Origin of the sequence: Streptomyces sp. GDS52, assembly GCF_052246875.1 — a bacterium.
In the GTDB taxonomy this organism is placed as follows: Bacteria; Actinomycetota; Actinomycetes; order Streptomycetales; family Streptomycetaceae; genus Streptomyces; species Streptomyces cathayae.
In genome coordinates this window covers 2,091,621-2,112,606 of the sequence record NZ_CM125966.1, presented here as the reverse complement: position 1 = coordinate 2,112,606, position 20,986 = coordinate 2,091,621, and the positions used below count along the sequence as shown (strand labels likewise).

The window sequence follows — 20,986 nt, the reverse complement described above, 5'->3', positions numbered from 1 at the left end:
GACCGGCCGTACGCGGAAGTCGCGGGACCGTACCGGCACCGAGTCGTACCTCCCCATCAGCCGATCGGTTGATGCGTCTCGAGCGTGACGGTCGATGTACGGGCACCCCGCCCACCGGGACGCTTGGTGCCATGCCTGTCATCGAAGTCACCGATCTGCGCAAGTCCTACGGGGGCCGGCCCGCCGTGGACGGCGTCTCCTTCACGGTCGAGGAGGGCGAGATCTTCGGCGTCCTCGGCCCCAACGGCGCCGGCAAGACGACCACCGTCGAATGCGTCGAGGGCCTGCGCGTCCCCGACACGGGCCGCGTCCGCGTCACCGGCCTCGACCCGGTCGCCGACCACGGACAGGTCGCCCAGGTCCTCGGCGCCCAGCTCCAGCAGAGCCGGCTCCAGGCCAAACTCACCGTCCGCGAGGCCCTGGAGCTGTACGCCGCCTTCCACCCGCGGCCCGCCGACTGGTGGCCCCTGGCCGAACGCCTCGGACTGACCCCCCACCTGAACAGTCGCTTCGGCAAGCTCTCGGGAGGGCAACAACAGCGCCTGTCCATCGCGCTCGCCCTCATCGGCGACCCCCGGATCGTCGTCCTCGACGAACTCACCACCGGACTGGACCCCCGCGCCCGCCGCGACACCTGGCAGCTCATCGAGGACATCCGCGCGGACGGCGTCACCGTCCTGCTCGTCACCCACTTCATGGAGGAGGCCCAGCGCCTCTGCGACCGGATCGCGGTGATCGACAAGGGCAGGGTGGCTGCCCTGGACACCCCGGCCGGGCTGATCCGCCGCTCGGCGGGCGCCACGGTCATCAGCTTCACGCCCTCCGTGCCCCTGGACGAACATGACCTGAACGGCCTGCCCGGCCTCGCCTCGATCGAGCACCGGAACGGCCGCGTCACCCTGTCCGGCACGGACGAGACCGTCAACGCGGTCATCACCCTCCTCGCCCGCGCCCGGGTCACCGCCCACCAGCTCCGGGTCACCGACGCCACCCTGGACGACGCGTTCCTGGACCTGACCGGGCAGTCCGACGCCATGCCCGAGTACGACCCCATGCCCGGGCCCGGCCCCACCGAGGAGGTCCCGGCGTGACCACTTCCGTCCTCACCCCTGTCCTCAACGCAGCCGTCCTGCGCAGCGAGATCCGCCTCTTCCGCCGTGAGCCCGGCGGGATCTTCTGGATCCTGCTCTTCCCCACCCTCCTGCTGGCGGTCCTCGGCTCCATCCCGTCCTTCCGCGAGGCCGACCCGTCCTTCGGCGGACTGCGCCCGGTGGACGCGTACGTCCCGGTCGCCGTGCTGCTCGGCCTGCTCTTCGGCGGCCTGCAGGGCATGCCGCAGACCCTCACCGGCTACCGCGAACACGGCATCCTGCGCCGGATGGCCACCACCCCGGTACGGGCCACGGCCCTGCTCGGCGCGCAGATGCTGGTGTACGGCGGGGCCGCCCTGCTCTCGGCGCTGCTCTCGCTCGCCGTGGGCCGGCTGGCCTTCGGCGTGCGGTTGCCGCGCCAGCCCCTCGGCTACCTCCTCGCCCTGGTCCTCGCCGTGCTCGTCGCCCTCGCCCTGGGCGCCGTGCTCTCCGCGCTGTCCCGCACGACGAAGATCGCGGGGGCGGTGGGCTCCGCCGCGCTGTTCCCGGCGATGTTCTGCGCGGGGGTGTGGCTGCCGGTGCAGGCCATGCCGGACCTGCTCGCCGACATCGTCGGCTGGACTCCGTTCGGCGCCGCCGCCGAGGCGCTGAACCAGGCCGCCGCCGGAGCCTGGCCCGACTGGACCCACCTGGCCGTCCTGGCGGCCTGGACCCTGCTGCTGACGGCCGCCTCCGCACGCTGGTTCCGCTGGGAGTGAGCGGATGACCGGACGGGTGACCGAGACCACCGGGACCACCGAGAATGGAGCCATGTCGGACGGGGCGGGGACGGGCGCGCGCCGGTCCGCGGGCGGGGCGTCCACGTGGGGGATCAAGCCCCGGGCGTCCGCGCGTGCGACCGGAGAGGGCACCGTGCCGGACGGGGCGGTGGTCGAGCAGCGCTGGGCGGTGTTCCACCGCTGGGGGCCGTACGTGCTGCTCGCGGCCGGCACCCTGCTCTCGGTGTCGGTCGCCGACGAGGTCGGCATGACCCGCGGTGAGCGGTGGGCGAGCGGTGTGCTGGTCGTCGCGGCCGCCGCCCTGCAACTGGCCTGGGGCAGCGCGGAGCGCAGGCGCCCCGGGCCGTCCACCGAGAGTGTCTGCTACTACGCCGTCCGCTGGGGTATCGGGTTCGCGCTCACCTGGATGAGCCCGCTGTTCGCCTTCTACGCGGTCATCGGCTACTTCGGCGTCGGGCGCCAGCTCCCGAGACGGCTGGTCCGATGGGGCCTGCTCGCCACCGCGGTGACCACGGCGGGCTCGCAGTCGGGCGGGCTGCCGCCGCGCGACGGCCAGGGTTGGGTGTTCTTCGGCGCGGTCCTCCTGGTCAACGGCCTGCTGGTAGCCCTGTTCGCCCACTTCGGCGAACTGGAGGAGGAGCGCACCCGCGCGCAGGCCGTCACCATCGCCGAACTGGAGCGCACCAACGCCGCGTTGCAGCAGGCCCTCGACGAGAACGCCGCCCTGCACACCCAACTCCTGGTCCAGGCACGGGAGGCGGGGGTCGCCGACGAACGCAGGCGGCTGGCCGCCGAGATCCACGACACCCTCGCCCAGGGCCTGACCGGCATCATCGCCCAGCTCCAGGTCGTCGCGAACACCCGCGACCCGGAGCTGGCGCGCGTCCACGTGGTGCGGGCCACCGACCTGGCCCGCGAGAACCTCGGCGAGGCCCGCCGCTCGGTGCACAACCTCGCCCCGGTCGCCCTCGACCGGGACGGACTGCCGCAGGCCCTGGAGAAGACGGTCGCGGAGTGGGGCGAACGCACCGGAGCCCGCGCCGACTGCACGGTCACCGGCACCGTCGAGCCCCTCCACGAGGAGGTCGCCGCCACCCTGCTGCGGATCGCCCAGGAGGCCCTGTCCAACACATCCCGGCACGCCCGCGCCACCCGCGTCGGCGTCACGCTCTCCTACATCGGGGACGAGGTCACCCTCGACATCCGCGACGACGGCCGCGGCTTCGACCCGCGGGTGCGCCCCGCCCGCACCGGCAGCGGCGGCTTCGGCCTCGACGGGATGCGCGCCCGCGCGGAGCGCATCGCCGGCTCCCTCGCCGTGGAGTCCGAGCCCGGCCACGGCACGGCGGTGTCGGCTCGCGTACCGTTGGTCCGCCATGACTGACACCCCGGCCTCGACGGACCACCCGGCCGCGACGGAGCCCCCGGCCGTCTCCGTGCTGATCGTCGACGACCACCCCGTCGTACGGGACGGCCTGCGCGGCATGTTCGAGTCCGCGCCCGGCTTCCGCGTCCTCGGCGAGGCGGCGAACGGCGTCGAGGCACTGGAGCGGGCCGCCGCTCTGGACCCGGACGTGGTGCTCATGGACCTGCGCATGCCGGGCGGTTCGGGCGTGGACGCCATCCGGGAGCTGTCCCGCCGGGGCGCGCGGGCCAAGGTGCTCGTCCTGACCACCTACGACACCGACTCCGACACCCTGCCCGCGATCGAGGCGGGCGCGACCGGCTATCTGCTGAAGGACGCGCCGCGCGAGGAGCTGTTCACGGCCGTGCGGGCGGCGGCCGAAGGCCGTACGGTCCTCTCCCCGGCGGTGGCCTCCCGCCTGGTCTCCGCGGTCCGCTCCCCCCGCTCGGCCGGCGGCGAACCGCTGTCCGCGCGGGAGCGCGAGGTCCTCGGGCTGGTCGCCCGGGGCACCTCCAACCGGGAGATCGCCCGTGAGCTCTTCATCAGCGAGGCGACCGTGAAGACCCACCTCACCCACCTGTACGCCAAACTGGGCGTCAGGGACCGTGCCGCGGCCGTGGCGAGATCCTACGACCGCGGCATCCTCGGCTGACCGGGCCGTCAGCCGACCGCCCGCAGCAGCAGCACCGTCCGCCCCGGCACCGTGAGCGTCGTGTCCGCCGGGTGGACCGTGGCCGGTGCGGCCGACTGGTCCTCCCGGCCGGTGTCCAGGACCACCTCGTAGCGCCGGGCCCACGGAGGCCCCGGCAGCAGCACGTCCACCGGTGCGTCACCGGCGTGCAGCACGGTGAGGAAGCTGTCGTCGCGTAGCGGCTCCCCGAGTTCGTCGTGGTCCGGGATGTCCCGCCCGGAGAGGTACATGCCGAGCGTGGCGGCGGGCGCGTACCAGTCCTCCTCGGTCATCTCCGTGCCCCGCGCGGTGAACCAGGCCAGGTCGCGCAGGCCGTCGGCGCCGTGCGCCCGTCCGGAGAAGAACGTCCGGCGGCGCAGCACCGGATGGCGGCGGCGCAGGGCGATCAGCCGGGACGTGAGGTCGAACAGGGCCTTCCACCCCGGTTCCGCCAGCAGCTCCCAGTCCACCCAGCCGGTCTCGTTGTCCTGGCAGTAGGCGTTGTTGTTGCCGCGCTGGGTGCGCCCCATCTCGTCACCGGCGACCAGCATCGGCACCCCCGTCGACAGCAGCAGCGTGGTCAGCAGGTTGCGCAGCTGCCGCCGTCGCAGGGCCAGGACGTCCGGGTCGTCGGTCTCGCCCTCGGTGCCGCAGTTCCAGGAACGGTTGTCGTCGGTGCCGTCCCGGTTGCCCTCGCCGTTGGCCTCGTTGTGCTTGCGGTCGTACGAGACGAGGTCGCGCAGCGTGAACCCGTCGTGCGCGGTGACGTGGTTGACCGAGGCGTACGGGCGCCGCCCGCCCCAGTCGTAGAGGTCGCTCGAACCGGAGAGCCGGTAGCCGATCTCCCGCAGGTCCGCCGCCGCGGGCCGCCAGAAGTCCCGCACGGCGTCGCGGTACCGGTCGTTCCACTCCGACCACAGCGGGGGGAACGACCCCACCCGGTAGCCCCCGGGGCCCACGTCCCACGGTTCGGCGATCAGTTTCACCCCGCGCAGCACCGGGTCCTGGGCGATCACCGAGAGGAACGGGGAGTTCATGTCGACCTCGTGCGCGGAGCGGGCCAGCGCCGCCGCCAGGTCGAAGCGGAAGCCGTCCACGCCCATCTCGGTCACCCAGTAGCGCAGGGAGTCCGTGATCAGGCGCAGGACGTGCGGTTGGACGAGGTCCAGGGTGTTCCCGCAGCCGGTGTAGTCGGCGTACCGGCGGGCGTCGGCCTGGAGCCGGTAGTGGCCGCGGTTGTCGACGCCCTTCAGGGACAGCGTGGGGCCCAGCTCGTTCGACTCGGCGGTGTGGTTGTAGACCACGTCGAGGACGACCTCGATGCCCGCCGCGTGCAGGGCGCGCACCATCCGCCGGAACTCGCCGACCTGCTGGCCGGCCGTCCCCGAGGCCGCGTAGCCGGCGTGCGGGGCGAAGTAGCCGATGGAGTTGTACCCCCAGTGGTTGCGCAGTCCGTGCCGCAGCAGATGGTCCTCGTGTGCGAACTGGTGCACCGGCAGCAGCTCCACGGCCGTCACGCCCAGCTTCACCAGGTGCTCGATCGCGGCGGGATGCGCGAGCCCCGCGTAGGTGCCGCGCAGCTCCTCGGGGACGCCGGGGTGGCGTCGGGTGAACCCCTTGACGTGCAGCTCGTAGAGGACCGTGTCCGCCCACGGGGTGCGGGGCCGGCGGTCGGCCGCCGCCGCGGCGGTGGTGCCGGTGCCGGTGCCGTCGTCGGGATCGTGGACGACGACGGCCTTGGGCACGTACGGGGCGGAGTCCCGGTCGTCGCGCACGGTGTCCGCGACATGCTGCTCCGGCCAGTCCCGGACGTGCCCGTACACCTCGGGCGACAGCCCGTGCGTGGCGTAGTCGCCGTCCACCGCGCGGGCGTACGGGTCGAGCAGCAGCTTCGCCGGGTTCCAGCGGGCGCCGGTCCACGGATCCCAGCGGCCGTGGACCCGGTAGCCGTAGCGCCGGCCGGGCAGGACGCCGGGGACGAAGCCGTGCCAGACGCCGTCGGTCAGTTCGGTGAGCCGGGCCCGGACCTCCCCGCCGCCGCCCTCGTCGAACAGGCACACCTCGACCCCCTCCGCGCCGCCCGCCCACAGGGCGAAGTCGGTCCCCGCCACCCCGTCCGGGCCGGCCCGGAAGCGGGCGCCCAGGGGGGCCGGCGGGCCGGGCCGCACGGGCACGGTCGCCGGCGGCGGTACCGCCGCCCGCGCGCCGTTCACGGCGACGACCGGGCGCCCGTCGCCGGTGGCCCGTTCCCCGGCCACCGCCTCCTGCTCGGCTGCGCTGGACACCTGTCAGCCTCCCGCGGCTCGTGGGACGACGGCGGGCAGGGAGAGTGGCCGCGGCTCCCCGGCGCGTCGTCCTCCCCACAGTTCTGCCCAGAGCATGCCGCGCACTCACGTGCGGCCGAGAGCACGACCCGCCCGCGTGACAGCACACCCGGAGCGGGGGCGCACCCGCGGATTCCTCCAGAAGGCGTACCCTCGCGTGCCCCGAGGGGGCGCATGGTCGTTTCCCGACGGCGCGCACCGTCGTTGGGTACCGCGTGAGCCACGTACAAGGGCGCGCACGGCGCGCGAGGGCCGCACTGGCCGCCGTACTGACATGGACAGGGTTGTTGCTGACCGGAGCCGTCGGCTGTACCTCGGACGGCGCGATCGGAGGGGCGTTCGGCCCTCCGGTGCCCGAGGAGGTCATCCGGGTCGCGCCCGCCGACGGCAGCAAGGAGGTGCGCCCCGGCGACATGCTGCGGGTGCGGGCGTCCGAGGGGCGGCTGGAGTCGGTGGAGGTCGTCAGATCGCAGGACGCGCGGGAGTCCCCGGTCCCCGGGCGCATCTCCGCCGACGGACGGAGCTGGAAGCCCGACGACGAACGGCTGGCACTCGCCGCGAAGTACACGGTCGACACCGTGGCCCGGGACGACGCCGGCCGCCGCTCCTCCCGCCGCACCACGTTCACGACATACGTCCCCGAGGAACGCTTCATCGGCTACGTCACCCCGGAACACCGCACCGTCGTCGGCACCGGGATGATCGTCTCCCTGGCGTTCAACCGTGAGATCGTCCACCGCGCGGCGGTCGAACGGGCCGTCCGGGTCACCTCCCGCCCGGCCGTCGACGTCCGCCCGCACTGGTTCGGCAAGGACCGGCTCGACTTCCGGCCCGAGACGTACTGGCGGCCCGGCACCGAGGTCACCGTCGAGCTGGACCTGCGGGACGTCGAGGGCGCGCCCGGCGTGTACGGACTCCAGCACCGCACGTTCTCCTTCACCGTCGGCCGCAGCCAGGTCTCGGTGGTCGACGCGGGCCGGCACACCATGAAGGTGAGCCGGGACGGTGAGGAACTGGCCACGGTGCCGATCACGGCGGGGGCGCCGAAGACCCCCACGTACAACGGGAAGATGGTGATCAGCGAGATGCTCGAGGTCACCCGGATGAACGGTGCGACCGTCGGCTTCACCGACGCCGACGGCAAGGGCGAGTACGACATCCCCGACGTCCCGCACGCCATCCGCCTGACCGCGTCCGGCACCTTCCTGCACGGCAACTACTGGGCCGAGAAGGACATCTTCGGCGACACCAACGTCAGCCACGGGTGTGTGGGACTGCACGACGTGAAGGGCGGCGGCGCGGACACCCCGGCGGGCTGGTTCTTCGACCGCAGCCTCATCGGTGACGTCGTCGAGGTGGTCAACAGCAAGGACACGACGGTCGCCCCCGACAACGGCCTCGGCGGCTGGAACATGGGCTGGAGGGAGTGGACGCAGGGCAGCGCCGTGAAGTGACCTCCCGCGGTGTCCCTTCGCGGTGTCTCTTCGCGGTGTCTCTTCGAGGTTCCCCTTCGCAGTGTTTCCTTGAGGTGACTCCTCGTAGTGACCCCCTCGCGCGGACCGCCGGGAGGGCCTCCCGGTTGTACGCCGCAGGCCATTGAAGTTGGAACGGAACGGTGACAAACCTGCCGCGTTCAACGCCCCTGGCCTGTGGTTACTATGCGCCGAAGCGCGCGAGGGGCGCGCGGGGCGCGGGTCCGGCCAGGCCCGCCGAGGGGAGAAACAAGTGAACGTGGGGCCGATTCCGGGGGCGTCGGTTGACGCGCGGAGGTATGGCGGCAGGAAGCCGGCGGCGCTGGCACTCGGAGTGGTGCTGGCGGTCACCGCGTGCGGCGGCGGGGAGACGGGCCCGGGCTCCGGGTCGGCCGGGGGCAAGGGCAAGGACTCCGTCGCGGCGCAGAGCAAGCAGTCCGAGGCGGTCATCGGCATAGCGCCCGAGGACGGCGCCAAGTCCGTGAAGACCAGCGGCGCGTTGAAGGTCGACGCGGCCAAGGGGAAATTGACCGAGGTCGTCGTCAAGGCCCCGGACGGCAAGAAGGTCGACGGGGAGATATCCGGTGACGGCGCCAGTTGGACGCCGTCGGCCCACCTGGCCGCCGCCACCAAGTACACGGTGCACGCGGTCGCCAAGGACTCCGCCGGCCGCACCGCCGCCGAGGACTCCAGCTTCACCACCCTGACGCCGAAGAACACCTTCGCCGGCACCTTCACGCCCGAGGACGGCTCCAAGGTCGGCGTCGGCATGCCGTTCTCGCTCCGCTTCACCCGGGGCATCACCGAGCCGGACGACGTCGAGAAGGCCATCCGCATCACGACCGAACCGCCCGTCGAGGTCGAGGGCCACTGGTTCGGCAACGACCGGCTCGACTTCCGGCCCGAGAAGTACTGGAAGGCCGGCACCAAGGTCACCGTCGACCTCGACCTCGACGGCGTCGAGGGCCGCCCCGGCGTCTACGGCAAGCAGTCCAAGACCGTCTCCTTCACCATCGGACGCAGCCAGGTCTCCGTCGTCGACGCCAAGAAGCACACCATGAAGGTCGAGCGGGACGGCAAGGTCATCAAGACCATCCCGATCACCGCCGGCGCCCCCGGCACCGAGACCTGGAACGGCAAGATGGTCGTCAGCGAGCGGCTCAAGGTCACCCGGATGAACGGTGCGACCGTCGGCTTCACCGACGCCGACGGCAAGGGCGAGTACGACATCAAGGACGTGCCGCACGCCATGCGGCTGAGCACCTCCGGCACCTTCATCCACGGCAACTACTGGGGCGGCGGCGCCTTCGGCAACTACAACGCCAGCCACGGCTGCATCGGGCTGCGCGACACCCGGGGCGGCTGGGACAAGAAGGCCCCGGGCGCCTGGTTCTACGAGAACACCATGCTCGGCGACGTGGTCGTCGTGAAGAACTCCAACGACGCCACCATCGCCCCGGACAACGGCCTCAACGGCTGGAACATGTCCTGGGAGGAGTGGAAGGCGTAGGTCAGGTCAGGTCCGACCCGACCGGCCCAGCCCGTCACGGCACACGCGGCCCCGGCGCCCGACAGGGCACCGGGGCCGCTGCCGTCGGCCGGGTGTGATCGACCGCACCGGCCCAGTTGCCGTTAGTCGCCGTTAACCTGCTGGCATGACCGTACATCTCGAAGTCGCCGAGGGCGTCGGCACGCTGCGCCTGGACCGCCCTCCCATGAACGCACTGGACGTCGCCACGCAGGACCGGCTGAAGGAACTCGCCGAGGAGATCACGCGCCGCGAGGACGTACGCGCCGTCGTGATCCACGGCGGCGAGAAGGTGTTCGCGGCGGGCGCGGACATCAAGGAGATGCAGGCGATGGACCACGCCGCGATGGTCCTGCGCGCCCGCGCCCTGCAGGACTCCTTCACCGCCGTGGCCCGCATCCCCAAGCCGGTGGTGGCCGCGGTGACCGGTTACGCGCTCGGCGGCGGCTGCGAACTCGCGCTCTGCGCCGACTTCCGCATCGTCGGGGAGAACGCCAAGCTGGGCCAGCCGGAGATCCTGCTCGGGCTGATCCCGGGGGCCGGCGGTACGCAGCGCCTGGCCCGCCTCATCGGCCCGTCGAGGGCGAAGGACCTCATCTTCACGGGCCGTCAGGTGAAGGCCGACGAGGCGCTCGCACTGGGTCTGGTGGACCGCGTGGTCCCCGCCGCCGAGGTCTACGAGCAGGCACACGCGTGGGCCGCGCGGCTCGCCAAGGGGCCGGCGATCGCGCTGCGCGCGGCCAAGGAGTCGATCGACACCGGTCTGGAGACCGACATCGACACCGGCCTCGCCGTCGAGCGCAACTGGTTCGCGGGCCTGTTCGCCACCGAGGACCGTGAACGGGGGATGCGCAGCTTCGTGGAGGACGGCCCCGGCAAGGCAAAGTTCCTCTGAACCCTCTTTCGGAGTATTGCAATTGACACGATGTCTGATTCGAGTCCCTCGGCGGGGCGGTTTATGGGAGCCTTAACGGGCCCTTAAGTCTGCCGCGTCGAGGGAGTCCGTCGATTGCCGCACAGCGAGCCGTTGCCGCAGGTAGCAGGGTCCGCTGACCACCCCGAGGTGCCTGAGGCATATGCCGGTGGCCCGGCCCGGAGCGGGGGCGTGCAGGGGGCGCATTCCCCCGGAACCTCCCCGGGCGCCCCACCGGGCGGCCATGATGGGGCCATGGCGGGGCTGGATGGGATGGAACAGCCGCGGGGAGACGGACGTGCGACCGCGTCGCGCTGGTCGCCGACGGTCGAGGACGAACACGCCCGGAAGGCGCTGGAGTTATTCGGCAACCCGACGGAGGCGGAGGTTCCGTTGCCGTCCCTCCCCGAGTCCGCCGCCACCGCACGCCGGCTCACCCAGATCGTGCTCCTGCGCCAGTGGGGTCTCACCGCCGCGACCACCGAGGACGCCGTTCTGCTCGTCTCCGAGCTCGTCGGCAACGCGGTACGCCACACCGGTGCCCGCGTCTTCGGCCTCCGGCTGCGCCGCCGCCCCCGCTGGATCCGCGTCGAGGTCCGCGACCCGTCCCGCGGCCTGCCCTGTCTCATGCCGGTCCAGGGACTGGACGTCAGCGGACGCGGCCTCTTCCTCGTCGACACCCTCGCCGACCGCTGGGGCGTCGACCTGCTCCCGCGGGGCAAGACGACCTGGTTCGAAATGCGCGTGTCGGACCGTTGACGGACAAACGGGGAATAGCCCGCCCGCCCCGGGCGGTTGGTGTCGACCATGGTGGTTCCCGAAGGGAACCGAAGCGGACACCGACCCCCGGAAGGGCGAGGCGAGCGGACATGAAGATCGGCATCATCGGAGCGGGCAACATCGGGGGCAACCTCACACGGCGGCTCACCGCCCTCGGCCACGACGTCTCCGTCGCCAATTCCCGTGGCCCCCACACGCTCGGCGGTCTGGCCGAGGAGACCGGCGCGACCCCGGTACGGGCCGAGGACGCGGCGCGCGGCGCCGAGGTCGTCGTCGTCACCGTCCCGCTGAAGGCCGTACCGGACCTGCCGTCCGGCCTGTTCGACGAGGCCGCGGAGGACGTGGCCGTCATCGACACCGGGAACTACTATCCCCGGCAGCGCGACGGGAAAATCGAGGGCATCGAGGACGAGGGCCTCACGGAGAGCCGCTGGACGGAACGGCAGATCGGCCACCCCGTGATCAAGGCCTTCAACGGCACGTACGCCCAGGACATCCTGGACCGCCACCGCCCCGCCGGCGCCTCCGACCGGATGGCCCTGCCCGTCGCCGGTGACGACGAGGCGGCCAAGCGGAAGGTCCGGGCCCTGATCGAGGAGCTCGGCTTCGACACCGTGGACGCGGGCGGCATCGACGACTCCTGGCGCCAGCAGCCCGACACCCCGGTCTACGGCCTGCGGGGGGACACCGAGTCCGTCGCCAAGGCTCTGGCCGAGGCGTCCCCGGAACGCAAGCCGGAGTTCCGGGCGTAGGGATCCTCGACGCCCGCCCGGTCCTCACCGGCTGCTGCGGTCCGCCCGGCCACTCCGTCTCGACCGGATGTCCGGGCGCACCGCGCCTGCCCGGGCGGTGCGCCCGGGCTCAGCCGTCGCACCAGCCGTGGGTCTTGCCGAACTGCAGCAGTCCGCGGCGCGCCTGGAGGATCTGTTCGCCGGTCAGCGTGGGAGCGGCGGACAGCAGGACCTCCGTGACCTCCTGGAGGTACTCCTCGGCGGTGAGCACATCGCACAGCGAGTCGTCGCCGTCCCCGTCGGGATGCCTGCCCACGGCGGAGGACACCCCGCCGGCCCCCTGGGCCAGCCGTACGCCCGAGGCCTTGAGGCCCCGGTCGCCCTCCTCGATCTCGAACTCCACGGCGATCCCGGGACGCAGCTGGTGCTCCGGGATCCGTACGTCGTTGACGTGGAGGAAGACGTCCTCCCCGCCGTGCTCGGGAGCGATGAACCCGTAACCCCGTACGGCGTCGAACCGCACCACACGACCAGCAACCATGATTCCAACCCCCAGCAGAACACCGGACCCCGTACTCGGGTCCCCTGCCCGGACCCCATGCCCGGACCGGAGTCCCGGCAGTCAAGAGTACGCCGAACAGGCGGCGGCCGAACAGGTGAACCGGAGGCTTCGCCGCCGCCCTGACCGGCCGACCGGAACCTCCTGCACGCCGGGGAAGTCCGGTGGACAGGGGTCCTGCGGCGTCCTGCCCCCGGAAAAACCGGTTCCCGCGGGCCGCCGTGCGGGGCCCCGTCCACTCGAGCAAGCTCATGGCGGGGTGGGACCCCGTCCGCGCACGTGCCGAATGGAGGCATCCTTGAGAACAGCCCTGCGCCTGGCCCTGGCCACCGTCCTGTCCGCCGGGACCGTAGGGGCCACGGCATCGGCCCAGGCCGCGCCGGCCGCGGCCGAACCACCGCGGTACGTCGCGCTCGGCGACTCCTACGCGGCCGCACCGCTGGTACCGCCCGTCGACCCGGCCGACCTGAGGTGCCTGCGCTCCCTGTCCGACTATCCCCACATCGCGGCCAAGGCCCTCGGAGCGGAACTCACCGACGTCAGCTGCTCCGGCGCCACCAGCAAGCATCTGAGCACCGCCCAGCACCCGGGAACCGCGCCCCAGTACGACGCGCTCACGCCCGACACCGACCTCGTCAGCGTCACCATCGGCGGCAACGACACCGGTCTCTTCGACGAGGTGCTGGGCTGCGTCAACATCCTGCCCCCGCCCTACGGCACCAGCTGCGCGAAGGAGAACACCGCCGGCGGCACCGACAAGGTCCGGGCGCGCATCGACGCCTGGGCGCCGGCCTCCGCCGCCGTCCTGGACGAGATCGCCCGCCGGGCACCGCACGCAGAGGTCTTCGTCGTCGGCTACGGCACCTACTTCCGCCCCGACGGCTGCCACCCCGCCCAGCCCTTCTGGAAGCAGGACGCCAACCACCTCCAGGGCGCCATCGACCACCTCGACGCCGTACTGAGGCGGACGGCCGAGAAGCACGGCGCCACCTTCGTCGGCACCCGCACCCTGAGCATCGGACACGACATCTGCGCCGCTCCCGGCGACCGCTACATCGAGGGCCTGATCCCCACCCGTGCGGCCGCGCCGCTGCACCCCAACGCCCCGGGGGCCCGGGCCGTCGGCGAGGCCCTCGCCGCGGCCGTGCGCGCGCCGTAGAACTCCGGACGGAACGGGCGCCCGGCCCGCGGTCTTCGGGCCGGGCGCCCGTTCCCTCAGCACTCGATGATGTTGACCGCCAGCCCGCCCCGGGCCGTCTCCTTGTACTTGACGGACATGTCCGCGCCGGTCTCCTTCATCGTCTTGATGACCTGGTCGAGGGAGACCTTGTGCGAGCCGTCGCCGCGCAGGGCCATGCGCGCGGCGGTGACCGCCTTCACCGCCGCCATGCCGTTGCGCTCGATGCACGGGATCTGGACGAGGCCGCCGACCGGGTCGCAGGTCAGGCCGAGGTTGTGCTCCATGCCGATCTCCGCGGCGTTCTCCACCTGTTCCGGCGAGCCGCCCATCACCTCGGCGAGGGCGCCCGCCGCCATCGAGCAGGCGGAGCCGACCTCGCCCTGGCAGCCGACCTCGGCGCCGGAGATGGAGGCGTTCTCCTTGAAGAGCATGCCGATCGCGCCGGCCGCGAGCAGGAAGCGGACCACGCCCTCCTCGTCGGCACCGGGGACGAAGTTCATGTAGTAGTGCAGGACGGCGGGGATGATGCCGGCCGCGCCGTTGGTCGGGGCGGTGACGACGCGGCCGCCGCCGGCGTTCTCCTCGTTCACGGCCATGGCGTAGAGCGTGATCCACTCCATGGCGAGGGCCTGCGGGTCGCCCTCGGAGCGCAGCTTGCGCGCCGTGTTCGCGGCGCGGCGGCGCACCTTCAGCCCGCCCGGCAGGATGCCCTCGCGGGACATGCCGCGCGCCACGCACGCCTGCATCACCCGCCAGATCTCCAGCAGCCCTTCGCGGACCTCCTCCTCCGTCCGCCAGGCGCGTTCGTTCTCCAGCATCAGGGCGGAGATGGACAGGCCCGTCTCCCCGGTCAGGCGCAGCAGCTCGTCGCCCGTGCGGAAGGGGTACTTCAGGACCGTGTCGTTGAGCTTGATGCGGTCCGCGCCCACCGCCTCCTCGTCGACGACGAAGCCGCCGCCCACCGAGTAGTACGTCTTCGACAGCACCTCGGCGCCGGCCGCGTCGAAGGCCTGGAGGGTCATGCCGTTCGCGTGGTAGGGGAGTGCCTTGCGGCGGTGCAGCACCAGGTCGTCGTCGAAGGAGAACGCGATCCCGTGGTCGCCGAGCAGCCGCAGGCGGCCCGATTCCCTGATCCTCTCCACCCGCTCGTCGGCCGTCTCCACGTCCACCGTGCGGGGCGAGTCGCCCTCCAGGCCGAGCAGCACCGCCTTGGGGGTGCCGTGGCCGTGGCCGGTGGCGCCCAGCGAGCCGTACAGCTCCGCCCGGACCGAGGCGACCGAGTCCAGCAGGCCCTCGTGGTCCAGCCGCCGGGCGAACATGCGGGCGGCCCGCATCGGGCCGACCGTGTGCGAGCTGGACGGGCCGATGCCGATCGAGAAGAGGTCGAAGACCGAGAGGGCCACGGGAGGACTCCTAGGGGTTGACGGACGCCGCTGTCCGCCGGCGGGGGTGGTTCGGAGCGGGCCGCCACGACGCGGGGCATCACGCTCACTTCCCAGTGTGCGTGATGCCCCGTACGGTCGTGCGGCGCAGAGCGTGCGGAATTACTTCAGACCGGGGTACAGGGGGTACTTCTCGGCGAGCGCCGTCACCCGGGCCCGGAGCGCGTCGACGTGGGCGGCCTCGAAGGGGGAGGGCGCCTTCAGCGTCTCGGCGATCACGTCCGCCACCTCGGCGAAGTCCTCGGCCGTGAAGCCGCGGGTGGCCAGGGCGGGCGTGCCGATCCGCAGACCCGAGGTGACCATCGGGGGACGCGGGTCGTTCGGGATCGCGTTGCGGTTGACGGTGATGCCGACCTCGTGGAGACGGTCCTCGGCCTGCTGCCCGTCCAGCGCGGAGTCGCGCAGGTCGACCAAGACCAGGTGCACGTCCGTGCCGCCGGACAGCACGTCCACGCCCGCGGCCTTGACGTCGTCCTCGACCAGGCGCTCGGCCAGGATGCGGGCACCCTCCAGGGTGCGGCGCTGCCGGTCCTTGAAGTCCTCGGACGCGGCGACCTTGAAGGCCACCGCCTTGGCCGCGATCACGTGCTCCAGCGGGCCGCCCTGCTGGCCGGGGAAGACCGCGGAGTTGATCTTCTTGGCCAGCTCGGCCGTGGAGAGGATCACCCCGCCGCGCGGACCGCCGAGGGTTTTGTGCGTGGTCGTGGTGACGACGTGGGCGTGCGGGACCGGGTTCGGGTGCAGGCCCGCCGCGACCAGACCGGCGAAGTGCGCCATGTCGACCATGAGGTACGCGCCGACCTCGTCCGCGATCCGGCGGAACGCGGCGAAGTCCAGCTGACGCGGGTACGCCGACCAGCCGGCGACGATCAGCTTCGGCTTCCTCTCCTTGGCCAGCCGTTCGACCTCGGCCATGTCGACCTGGCCGTCGTCGCCGACGTGGTACGCGACCACGTCGTAGAGCTTGCCGGAGAAGTTGATCTTCATGCCGTGGGTCAGGTGCCCGCCGTGCGCGAGGTTCAGGCCCATGATCGTGTCGCCGGGCTTGAGCAGCGCGAACATCGCGGCCGCGTTGGCCTGCGCACCCGAGTGCGGCTGCACGTTGGCGTGCTCGGCGCCGAAGAGCTCCTTGACCCGGTCGATGGCGATCTGCTCGATCACGTCGACGTGCTCGCAGCCGCCGTAGTAGCGGCGGCCGGGGTAGCCCTCGGCGTACTTGTTGGTGAGGACCGTGCCCTGGGCCTCCATGACCGCGACCGGGGCGAAGTTCTCCGAGGCGATCATCTCGAGGGTGGACTGCTGACGGTGCAGCTCGGCGTCGACCGCCGCCGCGACGGCCGGGTCGAGCTCGTGCAGCGGGGTGTTCAGAAGCGACATGGGGTTCAGGCCTCCTCAGCCCTGGATGAAGGCGTCGTACTCGGCGGCCGAGAGCAGGTCGGCCGGCTCGTCGCTCACCCGCACCTTGAACAGCCAGCCGCCCTCGAAGGGGGCCGAGTTCACCAGCGACGGGTCGCTCACCACGTCCTCGTTGACCTCGGTGACCTCACCGGTGACCGGGCAGTACAGGTCGCTGACCGACTTGGTCGACTCCAGCTCGCCGCAGGTCTCACCCGCGGTCACGGTGTCGCCGACCCCGGGGAGCTGGACGAACACGATGTCGCCGAGCGCGTTGGCCGCGTGCTCCGTGATGCCGATCGTCGACACGCCGTCCTCGGCGGCCGTCAGCCACTCGTGTTCCTTGCTGTAACGCAGCTGCTGGGGGTTGCTCATGATCTGGATCCTCCTGTGTGCGAGGGACCGCCGGGATCGACGGCGAGGAAAGGGGGGGGACGAAGGAGATGAAGGGGATGAAAGGGAGGGGTGGGAAGAGTCCGGGGGCACGGGACCGGCCGGTGCGGCCGTGGCCGCGGACACGGCCCACGTCCTACGACGGTGTCACTTCTGCCGCTGGTAGAACGGCAGGGCCACGACCTCGTAGGGCTCGTGGCTGCCGCGGATGTCCACCCCCACGCCCGGGGTACCCGGCGCCGAGTGCGCCACGTCGACGTACGCCATCGCGATCGGCTTGCCCAGCGTCGGTGAGGGCGCGCCGGAGGTGACCTCGCCGATCACCTCGCCGCCGGCCACCACCGGGTACCCGGCGCGCGGGACCCGGCGGCCCTCGGCGACCAGGCCCACCAGGGCGCGGGGCGGGGTCCGCTCGGCGCGGGCGGCGGCCTCGGTCAGGGCGGCACGGCCCACGAAGTCGCCCTCCTTCTCGAACTTCACGACCCGGCCGAACCCGGCGTCGAACGGCGTCAGCGAGGCGCTCAGCTCATTGCCGTACAGCGGCATGCCGGCCTCCAGGCGCAGCGTGTCCCGGCAGGCCAGCCCGCACGGGGTCACCCCCACGCCCTCGCCCGCCCCGGTCAGCGCCTGCCACACCCCGACCGCGTGCTCCGGCGCGACGAACAGCTCGAAGCCGTCCTCGCCGGTGTAGCCGGTACGGGCGATGAGCGCGGGGACGCCGGCGACCGTGCCGGGCAGGCCGGCGTAGTACTTCAGGCCGTCCAGGTCGGCATCGGTGAGGGACTTGAGGATGCCGGCGGCCTCGGGGCCCTGCACCGCGATCAGCGCGTAGGCGTCGCGGTCGTCGCGGACCTCGGCGTCGAAGCCCGCCGACCGCTCCACGAGGGCGTCCAGCACCACCTGGGCGTTGGAGGCGTTGGCGACGACCAGGTACTCGGGGGCCTCGGCCGCACCGAGCCGGTAGACGATCAGGTCGTCCAGGATGCCGCCGTCCTCGTCGCAGATCATGGTGTAGCGGGCGCGGCCGGGCTTGACGGTCCCGATGTTGCCGATCAGGGCGTAGTCCAGGAACCGCGCCGCCTGCGGGCCGGTGACGGTGATCTCGCCCATGTGCGAGAGGTCGAAGAGGCCCGCCTTCGTGCGCACGGCGTTGTGCTCGTCGCGCTCGGAGCCGTAGCGCAGGGGCATGTCCCAGCCGGCGAAGTCGGTCATCGTGGCGCCGAGCGAACGATGCAGGGCGTCGAGCGCTGTCCGGCGGAGTTCGGTACTGCTCATCGGTCGGTCTCCCAGGGCGATGGGGTCCCCCGTCGGCCGGGGCCGGGCACGGGGAGGGTGAGGACGTTCCTCCCCATCTGTCATCGGAACCTGAGAGGTTCGCCATGACCGTCCGCGCAGGGGACGTCACGGCTTGCACCTTGGGTGGAGCCACCGGGAACTCGCACGGCGGCCCGCTTTTCAGATGTGCCTGGCCCGCGCGGTAACGGTGCCTGAGAGATTCAAGGGAGGGACTTGCTCCTTCGGCGCCCCGGCGAAACGTGCCAGGGACTCTCCCGCGCGGATTCAAACGGCCGGTATGCAGTTGGCGCGCTCATCATTGCACGCATTGTGAGGCTTCGGCAGGGGGACCTTACCTTCGTACGCACAGGGTGCTCAGGTCTGTACGGAGGGCTGTGACAGGTCTGTATCGGGAAACGGACCGAATGAAGAGGCGTCCGCCGTTACCGTCTCTTTACACTCGGCGGGGACGGCGCTCGGGCGTCTGCCCCAGGGGAGGACTCACGGTGAACAGGACCACGGCGTACGCCACCACGGGTGTCGCGCCGCCGGGGCGGCAGGCCCCTTCGGACAGGGAGGCCCACGGCGTGCTGCCGGCGCCCGTCGTCCGCGACCTGCGCGAGTGCGCCGGCCGCGGTCCGCACGTCCTGCTCTTCGGCCCCCGCGACCTCGTCGTGGTCACCGGACTGCCCGGCAGCGGCAAGTCCACCCTGATGCGGCGCGCGGTGCGCGGCACCCGGATCGACTCCCAGGACACCCGCGACCGCTGGGACCGCCGCATGCCGCGCCTCCTGCCGTACGCGCTGTACCGGCCCCTGGTCCGCCTCGACCACTACGCCGGGCTGCGCCGCGCCCTGCGCACCGGCGAGGGGGTCGTCGTGCACGACTGCGGTACCCACGCCTGGGTGCGCCGCTGGCTGGCCCGCGAGGCCCGCCGCCGGGGCACGGGGCTGCATCTGCTGCTGCTCGACGTCCCCCCGGAGCAGGCGCTGGACGGTCAGCGTGAGCGCGGCCGCGGCGTCTCCCGGTACGCCTTCCTGCGGCACCGCACCGCCGTCGACCGGCTGCTGCGGTCCGTGGAGCGCGGCGACCTGCCCGCGGGCTGCGGTTCGGCGGTCCTGGTCGACCGGGACGCGGCGGACAGGCTGCGCCGCATCGACTTCACCGGCTGACGGCCGCACGGGCGGTCGGTGACACGGGCTGCCGGCCGCGGCGCGGCAGCGGTTAGCCTTTTCAGCCACAGCAGTGGTTCCAGGCAGGCGGTAGGCAGATGGACTTCCCGGCGGGCTTCTCCGCGGACTTCCCGGCACAGACTCACCCCCATCCGCACGGAGGATGGCCCGGCAACGAGTTGGAGGAGGTGCTCTCCGCCTCCCTCGGCGTCCCCTCGGCGGACGGCCGGATCATCGAGGTGCTGGGCAGGAGCCCGCTCTGGGTCCCGCTGCCGAACGGCGGCGGCCCGCACAGCGGCCCGCTGGACCTGCCCACCCTGGAGATCGAGGGGCAGGCGTACGTCCCGGTCTTCAGCTCCGAGGAACAGTTCCGCCGGGTCGTCGGCCCCCACATGTCGTTCACCGTCGCGCCCGCGGTGGAGTTCGCGCGGGGTCTGCCGCCGCAGGCCGGGATCGTGGTGAACCCCGGCGGCGTGGTCGGCGTCCCGCTGCCGCCGCCCGCCGTGGCCGAACTGTGCCGCGCCGGCCGCGGCCCGCTGGAGGATCCGGCGGGCGGCGGCCGGGTCAAGCTGTTCGAGCCGGACTGGCAGGACGATCCGGTGGACTTCCTCGCCGCCGCGGGCGCGGAGTTCGAGTCGATCGGTGTCGTCAGCACCGCCCGCCGCTGCCTCGCCGAGATCGAGACCGCGGACCCGGTGCTGTTCGTCGGGGTCGAACTGTCCCAGTGGGAGGGCGATCTGCGGACCCTGCCCGGCGACGCCCTGGGCCGCGCGCTGGGCCTCCGGCCGGTGAAGTGGCCCGTCAACCTGGTCCTCCTGGACGTGGCCCAGGACCCGGTCGGCCAATGGATGCGCGACCGCGTCCGCCCCTTCTATCAGCGCGAGGGCTGACCCGCCCGGCGGAGCGAGCGGGAAGCCGCCCCTTCGTCGGCCCGCCGGTGCCCGGCGGACGGGCGGAGCCCTCCGGGCCGCGGGCGGCTTAAGCTAGGTTCGTTGGCTGGGGCGAGGGTGTTGTACGGAGGGGCGATACAAAGTGAGCGCTGGCACCGCGGCGGCCGGGCAGGTCGAGCACATGCTGCGCCAGGTGACCCCCGGGCGTTACGACGCCTATGAGGCGTTGCTTCGCGCGCTCGCGACCCCTTCCTCCGGTCATGTCTGGATGCTGCTGTGGCACGGTCAGGCCGGCTCCCCGGACGCCCAGTACGGGAACATGGAGGTCGACGGCTTCGGTTACGCGCCCTGTGTGACCTCCGCCCAGGAGCTGTCCGCCAGTGGCTGGAACCGGTCGTACGAGGTGGTCGACGGCCTCGAGGCGGCCCGCGCGCTCTACCCCGACCGCTACGGCCTCTGGCTCAACCCGCACGCCCCCGGCGGCGGCCTCGGCATCCCGTGGCTCGATCTGCGCCGGCTCGCCACCGGCCTCGACCGGCAGCCCGCCGGGCCCCTGCGGCTGTCCGAACCCGCCATCGAGATCCCCCAGTTCTACGCCCTGCTCACGCAGAACGCGCACCGTACGCCCGCCGTGCGCGCGCTGCGCCGCGCCTGGGTGCAGCCGGCGCTGGGCGCGCCGTACCTCGCCATCGGGCTGGACGTGTACGACACCTCGCCGCCGGCCGTCGACGCGGTGCGCGCGATGATGCAGCAGTCCATCAGCGCCGTCCCGGACGGGCTCCCGGTGTCGACCGTCGCGATGACCGACGAGCACGACCCGGTCGCCATGTGGCTGCGGGCCAACGCCCGCCCGTTCTACGACCGTGAGGCCCACGGGGCCGTTCCGCCCCCCGTCGCCGGCTCCGGCTACCCGCCGGCGCACCAGCGCTGACCGGGCCGTATCCGCGGGAGACCGGGGCGGCCGGGGCCCTCGTGCCCGAGGTTCCT

Annotated in this window: 19 protein-coding genes and 2 riboswitches; of the genes, 13 read left to right on the top strand and 6 right to left on the bottom strand. The window is 72.5% G+C overall.

Going from position 1 to position 20,986, the window contains the following annotated elements:
- Window positions 1-131 precede the first annotated feature (131 nt).
- The 4 genes from ACTWJ9_RS09420 to ACTWJ9_RS09405 are packed head-to-tail and all read left to right on the top strand — an operon-like array spanning window position 132 to window position 3,927.
- A complete protein-coding gene (locus ACTWJ9_RS09420; RefSeq protein ID WP_388705993.1) occupies window positions 132-1,091 on the top strand; it encodes an ABC transporter ATP-binding protein in 960 nt (319 codons plus the stop codon).
- Entirely contained in the window at window positions 1,088-1,849 is a 762-nt protein-coding gene (locus ACTWJ9_RS09415) for an ABC transporter permease (protein ID WP_387041573.1), read from the top strand. Before ACTWJ9_RS09420 ends, ACTWJ9_RS09415 begins: the two co-directional genes overlap by 4 nt.
- A 4-nt stretch (window positions 1,850-1,853) precedes the next feature.
- Window positions 1,854-3,254, top strand: coding sequence for a sensor histidine kinase (locus ACTWJ9_RS09410; protein ID WP_443295566.1), 1,401 nt, complete (start codon window positions 1,854-1,856; stop codon window positions 3,252-3,254).
- Complete coding sequence (locus tag ACTWJ9_RS09405) at window positions 3,247-3,927, top strand: response regulator (RefSeq protein WP_443295565.1); 681 nt, start codon at window positions 3,247-3,249, stop codon at window positions 3,925-3,927. The genes ACTWJ9_RS09410 and ACTWJ9_RS09405 overlap by 8 nt, the downstream gene beginning before the upstream one ends.
- A gap of 8 nt (window positions 3,928-3,935) precedes the next feature.
- Here ACTWJ9_RS09405 and glgX read toward each other — a convergent pair whose 3' ends face one another.
- Complete coding sequence (glgX, locus tag ACTWJ9_RS09400) at window positions 3,936-6,230, bottom strand: glycogen debranching protein GlgX (RefSeq protein WP_388705989.1); 2,295 nt, start codon at window positions 6,228-6,230, stop codon at window positions 3,936-3,938.
- 254 nt (window positions 6,231-6,484) lie between these two features.
- Here glgX and ACTWJ9_RS09395 point away from each other — a divergent pair, with 254 nt between their 5' ends.
- The 5 genes from ACTWJ9_RS09395 to ACTWJ9_RS09375 all read left to right on the top strand — a co-directional run bounded on the left by ACTWJ9_RS09395 (window position 6,485) and on the right by ACTWJ9_RS09375 (window position 11,714).
- Window positions 6,485-7,723 (top strand): Ig-like domain-containing protein, encoded by a 1,239-nt coding sequence (locus ACTWJ9_RS09395; protein ID WP_443295564.1) that lies wholly within the window; start codon window positions 6,485-6,487, stop codon window positions 7,721-7,723.
- Window positions 7,724-7,994: 271 nt separating this feature from the next.
- A complete protein-coding gene (locus tag ACTWJ9_RS09390; protein ID WP_279333773.1) occupies window positions 7,995-9,251 on the top strand; it encodes a L,D-transpeptidase in 1,257 nt (418 codons plus the stop codon).
- Window positions 9,252-9,396: 145 nt separating this feature from the next.
- Window positions 9,397-10,164, top strand: a complete 768-nt coding sequence (locus ACTWJ9_RS09385) for an enoyl-CoA hydratase/isomerase family protein (RefSeq protein WP_443295563.1) — start codon at window positions 9,397-9,399, stop codon at window positions 10,162-10,164.
- A gap of 168 nt (window positions 10,165-10,332) precedes the next feature.
- Window positions 10,333-10,941: an ATP-binding protein gene (locus ACTWJ9_RS09380; RefSeq protein ID WP_443295562.1), complete on the top strand. Its 609-nt coding sequence runs from the start codon at window positions 10,333-10,335 to the stop codon at window positions 10,939-10,941.
- On the top strand, window positions 10,938-11,714 hold the full coding sequence (locus ACTWJ9_RS09375) for an NADPH-dependent F420 reductase (protein ID WP_279333770.1): 777 nt from the start codon (window positions 10,938-10,940) through the stop codon (window positions 11,712-11,714). The genes ACTWJ9_RS09380 and ACTWJ9_RS09375 overlap by 4 nt, the downstream gene beginning before the upstream one ends.
- 109 nt (window positions 11,715-11,823) lie before the next feature.
- Here the strand turns inward: ACTWJ9_RS09375 and ACTWJ9_RS09370 are convergent, their stop codons facing one another.
- Window positions 11,824-12,234, bottom strand: coding sequence for a cold-shock protein (locus ACTWJ9_RS09370; RefSeq protein WP_279333769.1), 411 nt, complete (start codon window positions 12,232-12,234; stop codon window positions 11,824-11,826).
- 316 nt (window positions 12,235-12,550) lie between these two features.
- On the opposite strand from ACTWJ9_RS09370, the gene ACTWJ9_RS09365 reads away from it, so the two are divergent.
- On the top strand, window positions 12,551-13,411 hold the full coding sequence (locus tag ACTWJ9_RS09365; protein ID WP_279333768.1) for an SGNH/GDSL hydrolase family protein: 861 nt from the start codon (window positions 12,551-12,553) through the stop codon (window positions 13,409-13,411).
- A gap of 56 nt (window positions 13,412-13,467) precedes the next feature.
- Here ACTWJ9_RS09365 and ACTWJ9_RS09360 read toward each other — a convergent pair whose 3' ends face one another.
- From ACTWJ9_RS09360 to gcvT, 4 genes are all read right to left on the bottom strand, one after another.
- Entirely contained in the window at window positions 13,468-14,835 is a 1,368-nt protein-coding gene (locus tag ACTWJ9_RS09360; protein ID WP_443295560.1) for an L-serine ammonia-lyase, read from the bottom strand.
- Between the two features lie 141 nt (window positions 14,836-14,976).
- Entirely contained in the window at window positions 14,977-16,251 is a 1,275-nt protein-coding gene (glyA, locus tag ACTWJ9_RS09355) for a serine hydroxymethyltransferase (RefSeq protein WP_279333766.1), read from the bottom strand.
- A gap of 15 nt (window positions 16,252-16,266) precedes the next feature.
- Window positions 16,267-16,644 carry a glycine cleavage system protein GcvH gene (gcvH, locus tag ACTWJ9_RS09350; RefSeq protein WP_202276001.1) on the bottom strand — a complete coding sequence of 126 codons (378 nt, stop codon included), beginning with the start codon at window positions 16,642-16,644 and terminating at the stop codon, window positions 16,267-16,269.
- Between the two features lie 165 nt (window positions 16,645-16,809).
- Window positions 16,810-17,937: a glycine cleavage system aminomethyltransferase GcvT gene (gene gcvT, locus ACTWJ9_RS09345; RefSeq protein ID WP_387036429.1), complete on the bottom strand. Its 1,128-nt coding sequence runs from the start codon at window positions 17,935-17,937 to the stop codon at window positions 16,810-16,812.
- A gap of 67 nt (window positions 17,938-18,004) precedes the next feature.
- Window positions 18,005-18,127, bottom strand: a riboswitch (glycine riboswitch).
- Window positions 18,128-18,225, bottom strand: a riboswitch (glycine riboswitch).
- 218 nt (window positions 18,226-18,443) lie between these two features.
- On the opposite strand from gcvT, the gene ACTWJ9_RS09340 reads away from it, so the two are divergent.
- From ACTWJ9_RS09340 to ACTWJ9_RS09330, 3 genes are all read left to right on the top strand, one after another.
- A complete protein-coding gene (locus ACTWJ9_RS09340; RefSeq protein WP_279333764.1) occupies window positions 18,444-19,109 on the top strand; it encodes an AAA family ATPase in 666 nt (221 codons plus the stop codon).
- Between the two features lie 98 nt (window positions 19,110-19,207).
- Window positions 19,208-19,999 (top strand): enhanced serine sensitivity protein SseB, encoded by a 792-nt coding sequence (locus ACTWJ9_RS09335; protein ID WP_279333763.1) that lies wholly within the window; start codon window positions 19,208-19,210, stop codon window positions 19,997-19,999.
- Window positions 20,000-20,180: 181 nt separating this feature from the next.
- Window positions 20,181-20,930 carry an enhanced serine sensitivity protein SseB C-terminal domain-containing protein gene (locus ACTWJ9_RS09330; RefSeq protein WP_279337915.1) on the top strand — a complete coding sequence of 250 codons (750 nt, stop codon included), beginning with the start codon at window positions 20,181-20,183 and terminating at the stop codon, window positions 20,928-20,930.
- Window positions 20,931-20,986: the final 56 nt, after the last annotated feature.

Coding starts and splice junctions, on each gene's coding strand:
- ACTWJ9_RS09335 (WP_279333763.1), top strand. CDS start 19,208: ATGGACTTCCCGGCGGGCTTCTCCGCGGACTTCCCGGCACAGACTCAC.
- ACTWJ9_RS09420 (WP_388705993.1), top strand. CDS start 132: ATGCCTGTCATCGAAGTCACCGATCTGCGCAAGTCCTACGGGGGCCGG.
- ACTWJ9_RS09385 (WP_443295563.1), top strand. CDS start 9,397: ATGACCGTACATCTCGAAGTCGCCGAGGGCGTCGGCACGCTGCGCCTG.
- glyA (WP_279333766.1), bottom strand. CDS start 16,251: ATGTCGCTTCTGAACACCCCGCTGCACGAGCTCGACCCGGCCGTCGCG.
- gcvT (WP_387036429.1), bottom strand. CDS start 17,937: ATGAGCAGTACCGAACTCCGCCGGACAGCGCTCGACGCCCTGCATCGT.
- ACTWJ9_RS09405 (WP_443295565.1), top strand. CDS start 3,247: ATGACTGACACCCCGGCCTCGACGGACCACCCGGCCGCGACGGAGCCC.
- ACTWJ9_RS09370 (WP_279333769.1), bottom strand. CDS start 12,234: ATGGTTGCTGGTCGTGTGGTGCGGTTCGACGCCGTACGGGGTTACGGG.
- gcvH (WP_202276001.1), bottom strand. CDS start 16,644: ATGAGCAACCCCCAGCAGCTGCGTTACAGCAAGGAACACGAGTGGCTG.
- ACTWJ9_RS09330 (WP_279337915.1), top strand. CDS start 20,181: ATGCTGCGCCAGGTGACCCCCGGGCGTTACGACGCCTATGAGGCGTTG.
- ACTWJ9_RS09410 (WP_443295566.1), top strand. CDS start 1,854: ATGACCGGACGGGTGACCGAGACCACCGGGACCACCGAGAATGGAGCC.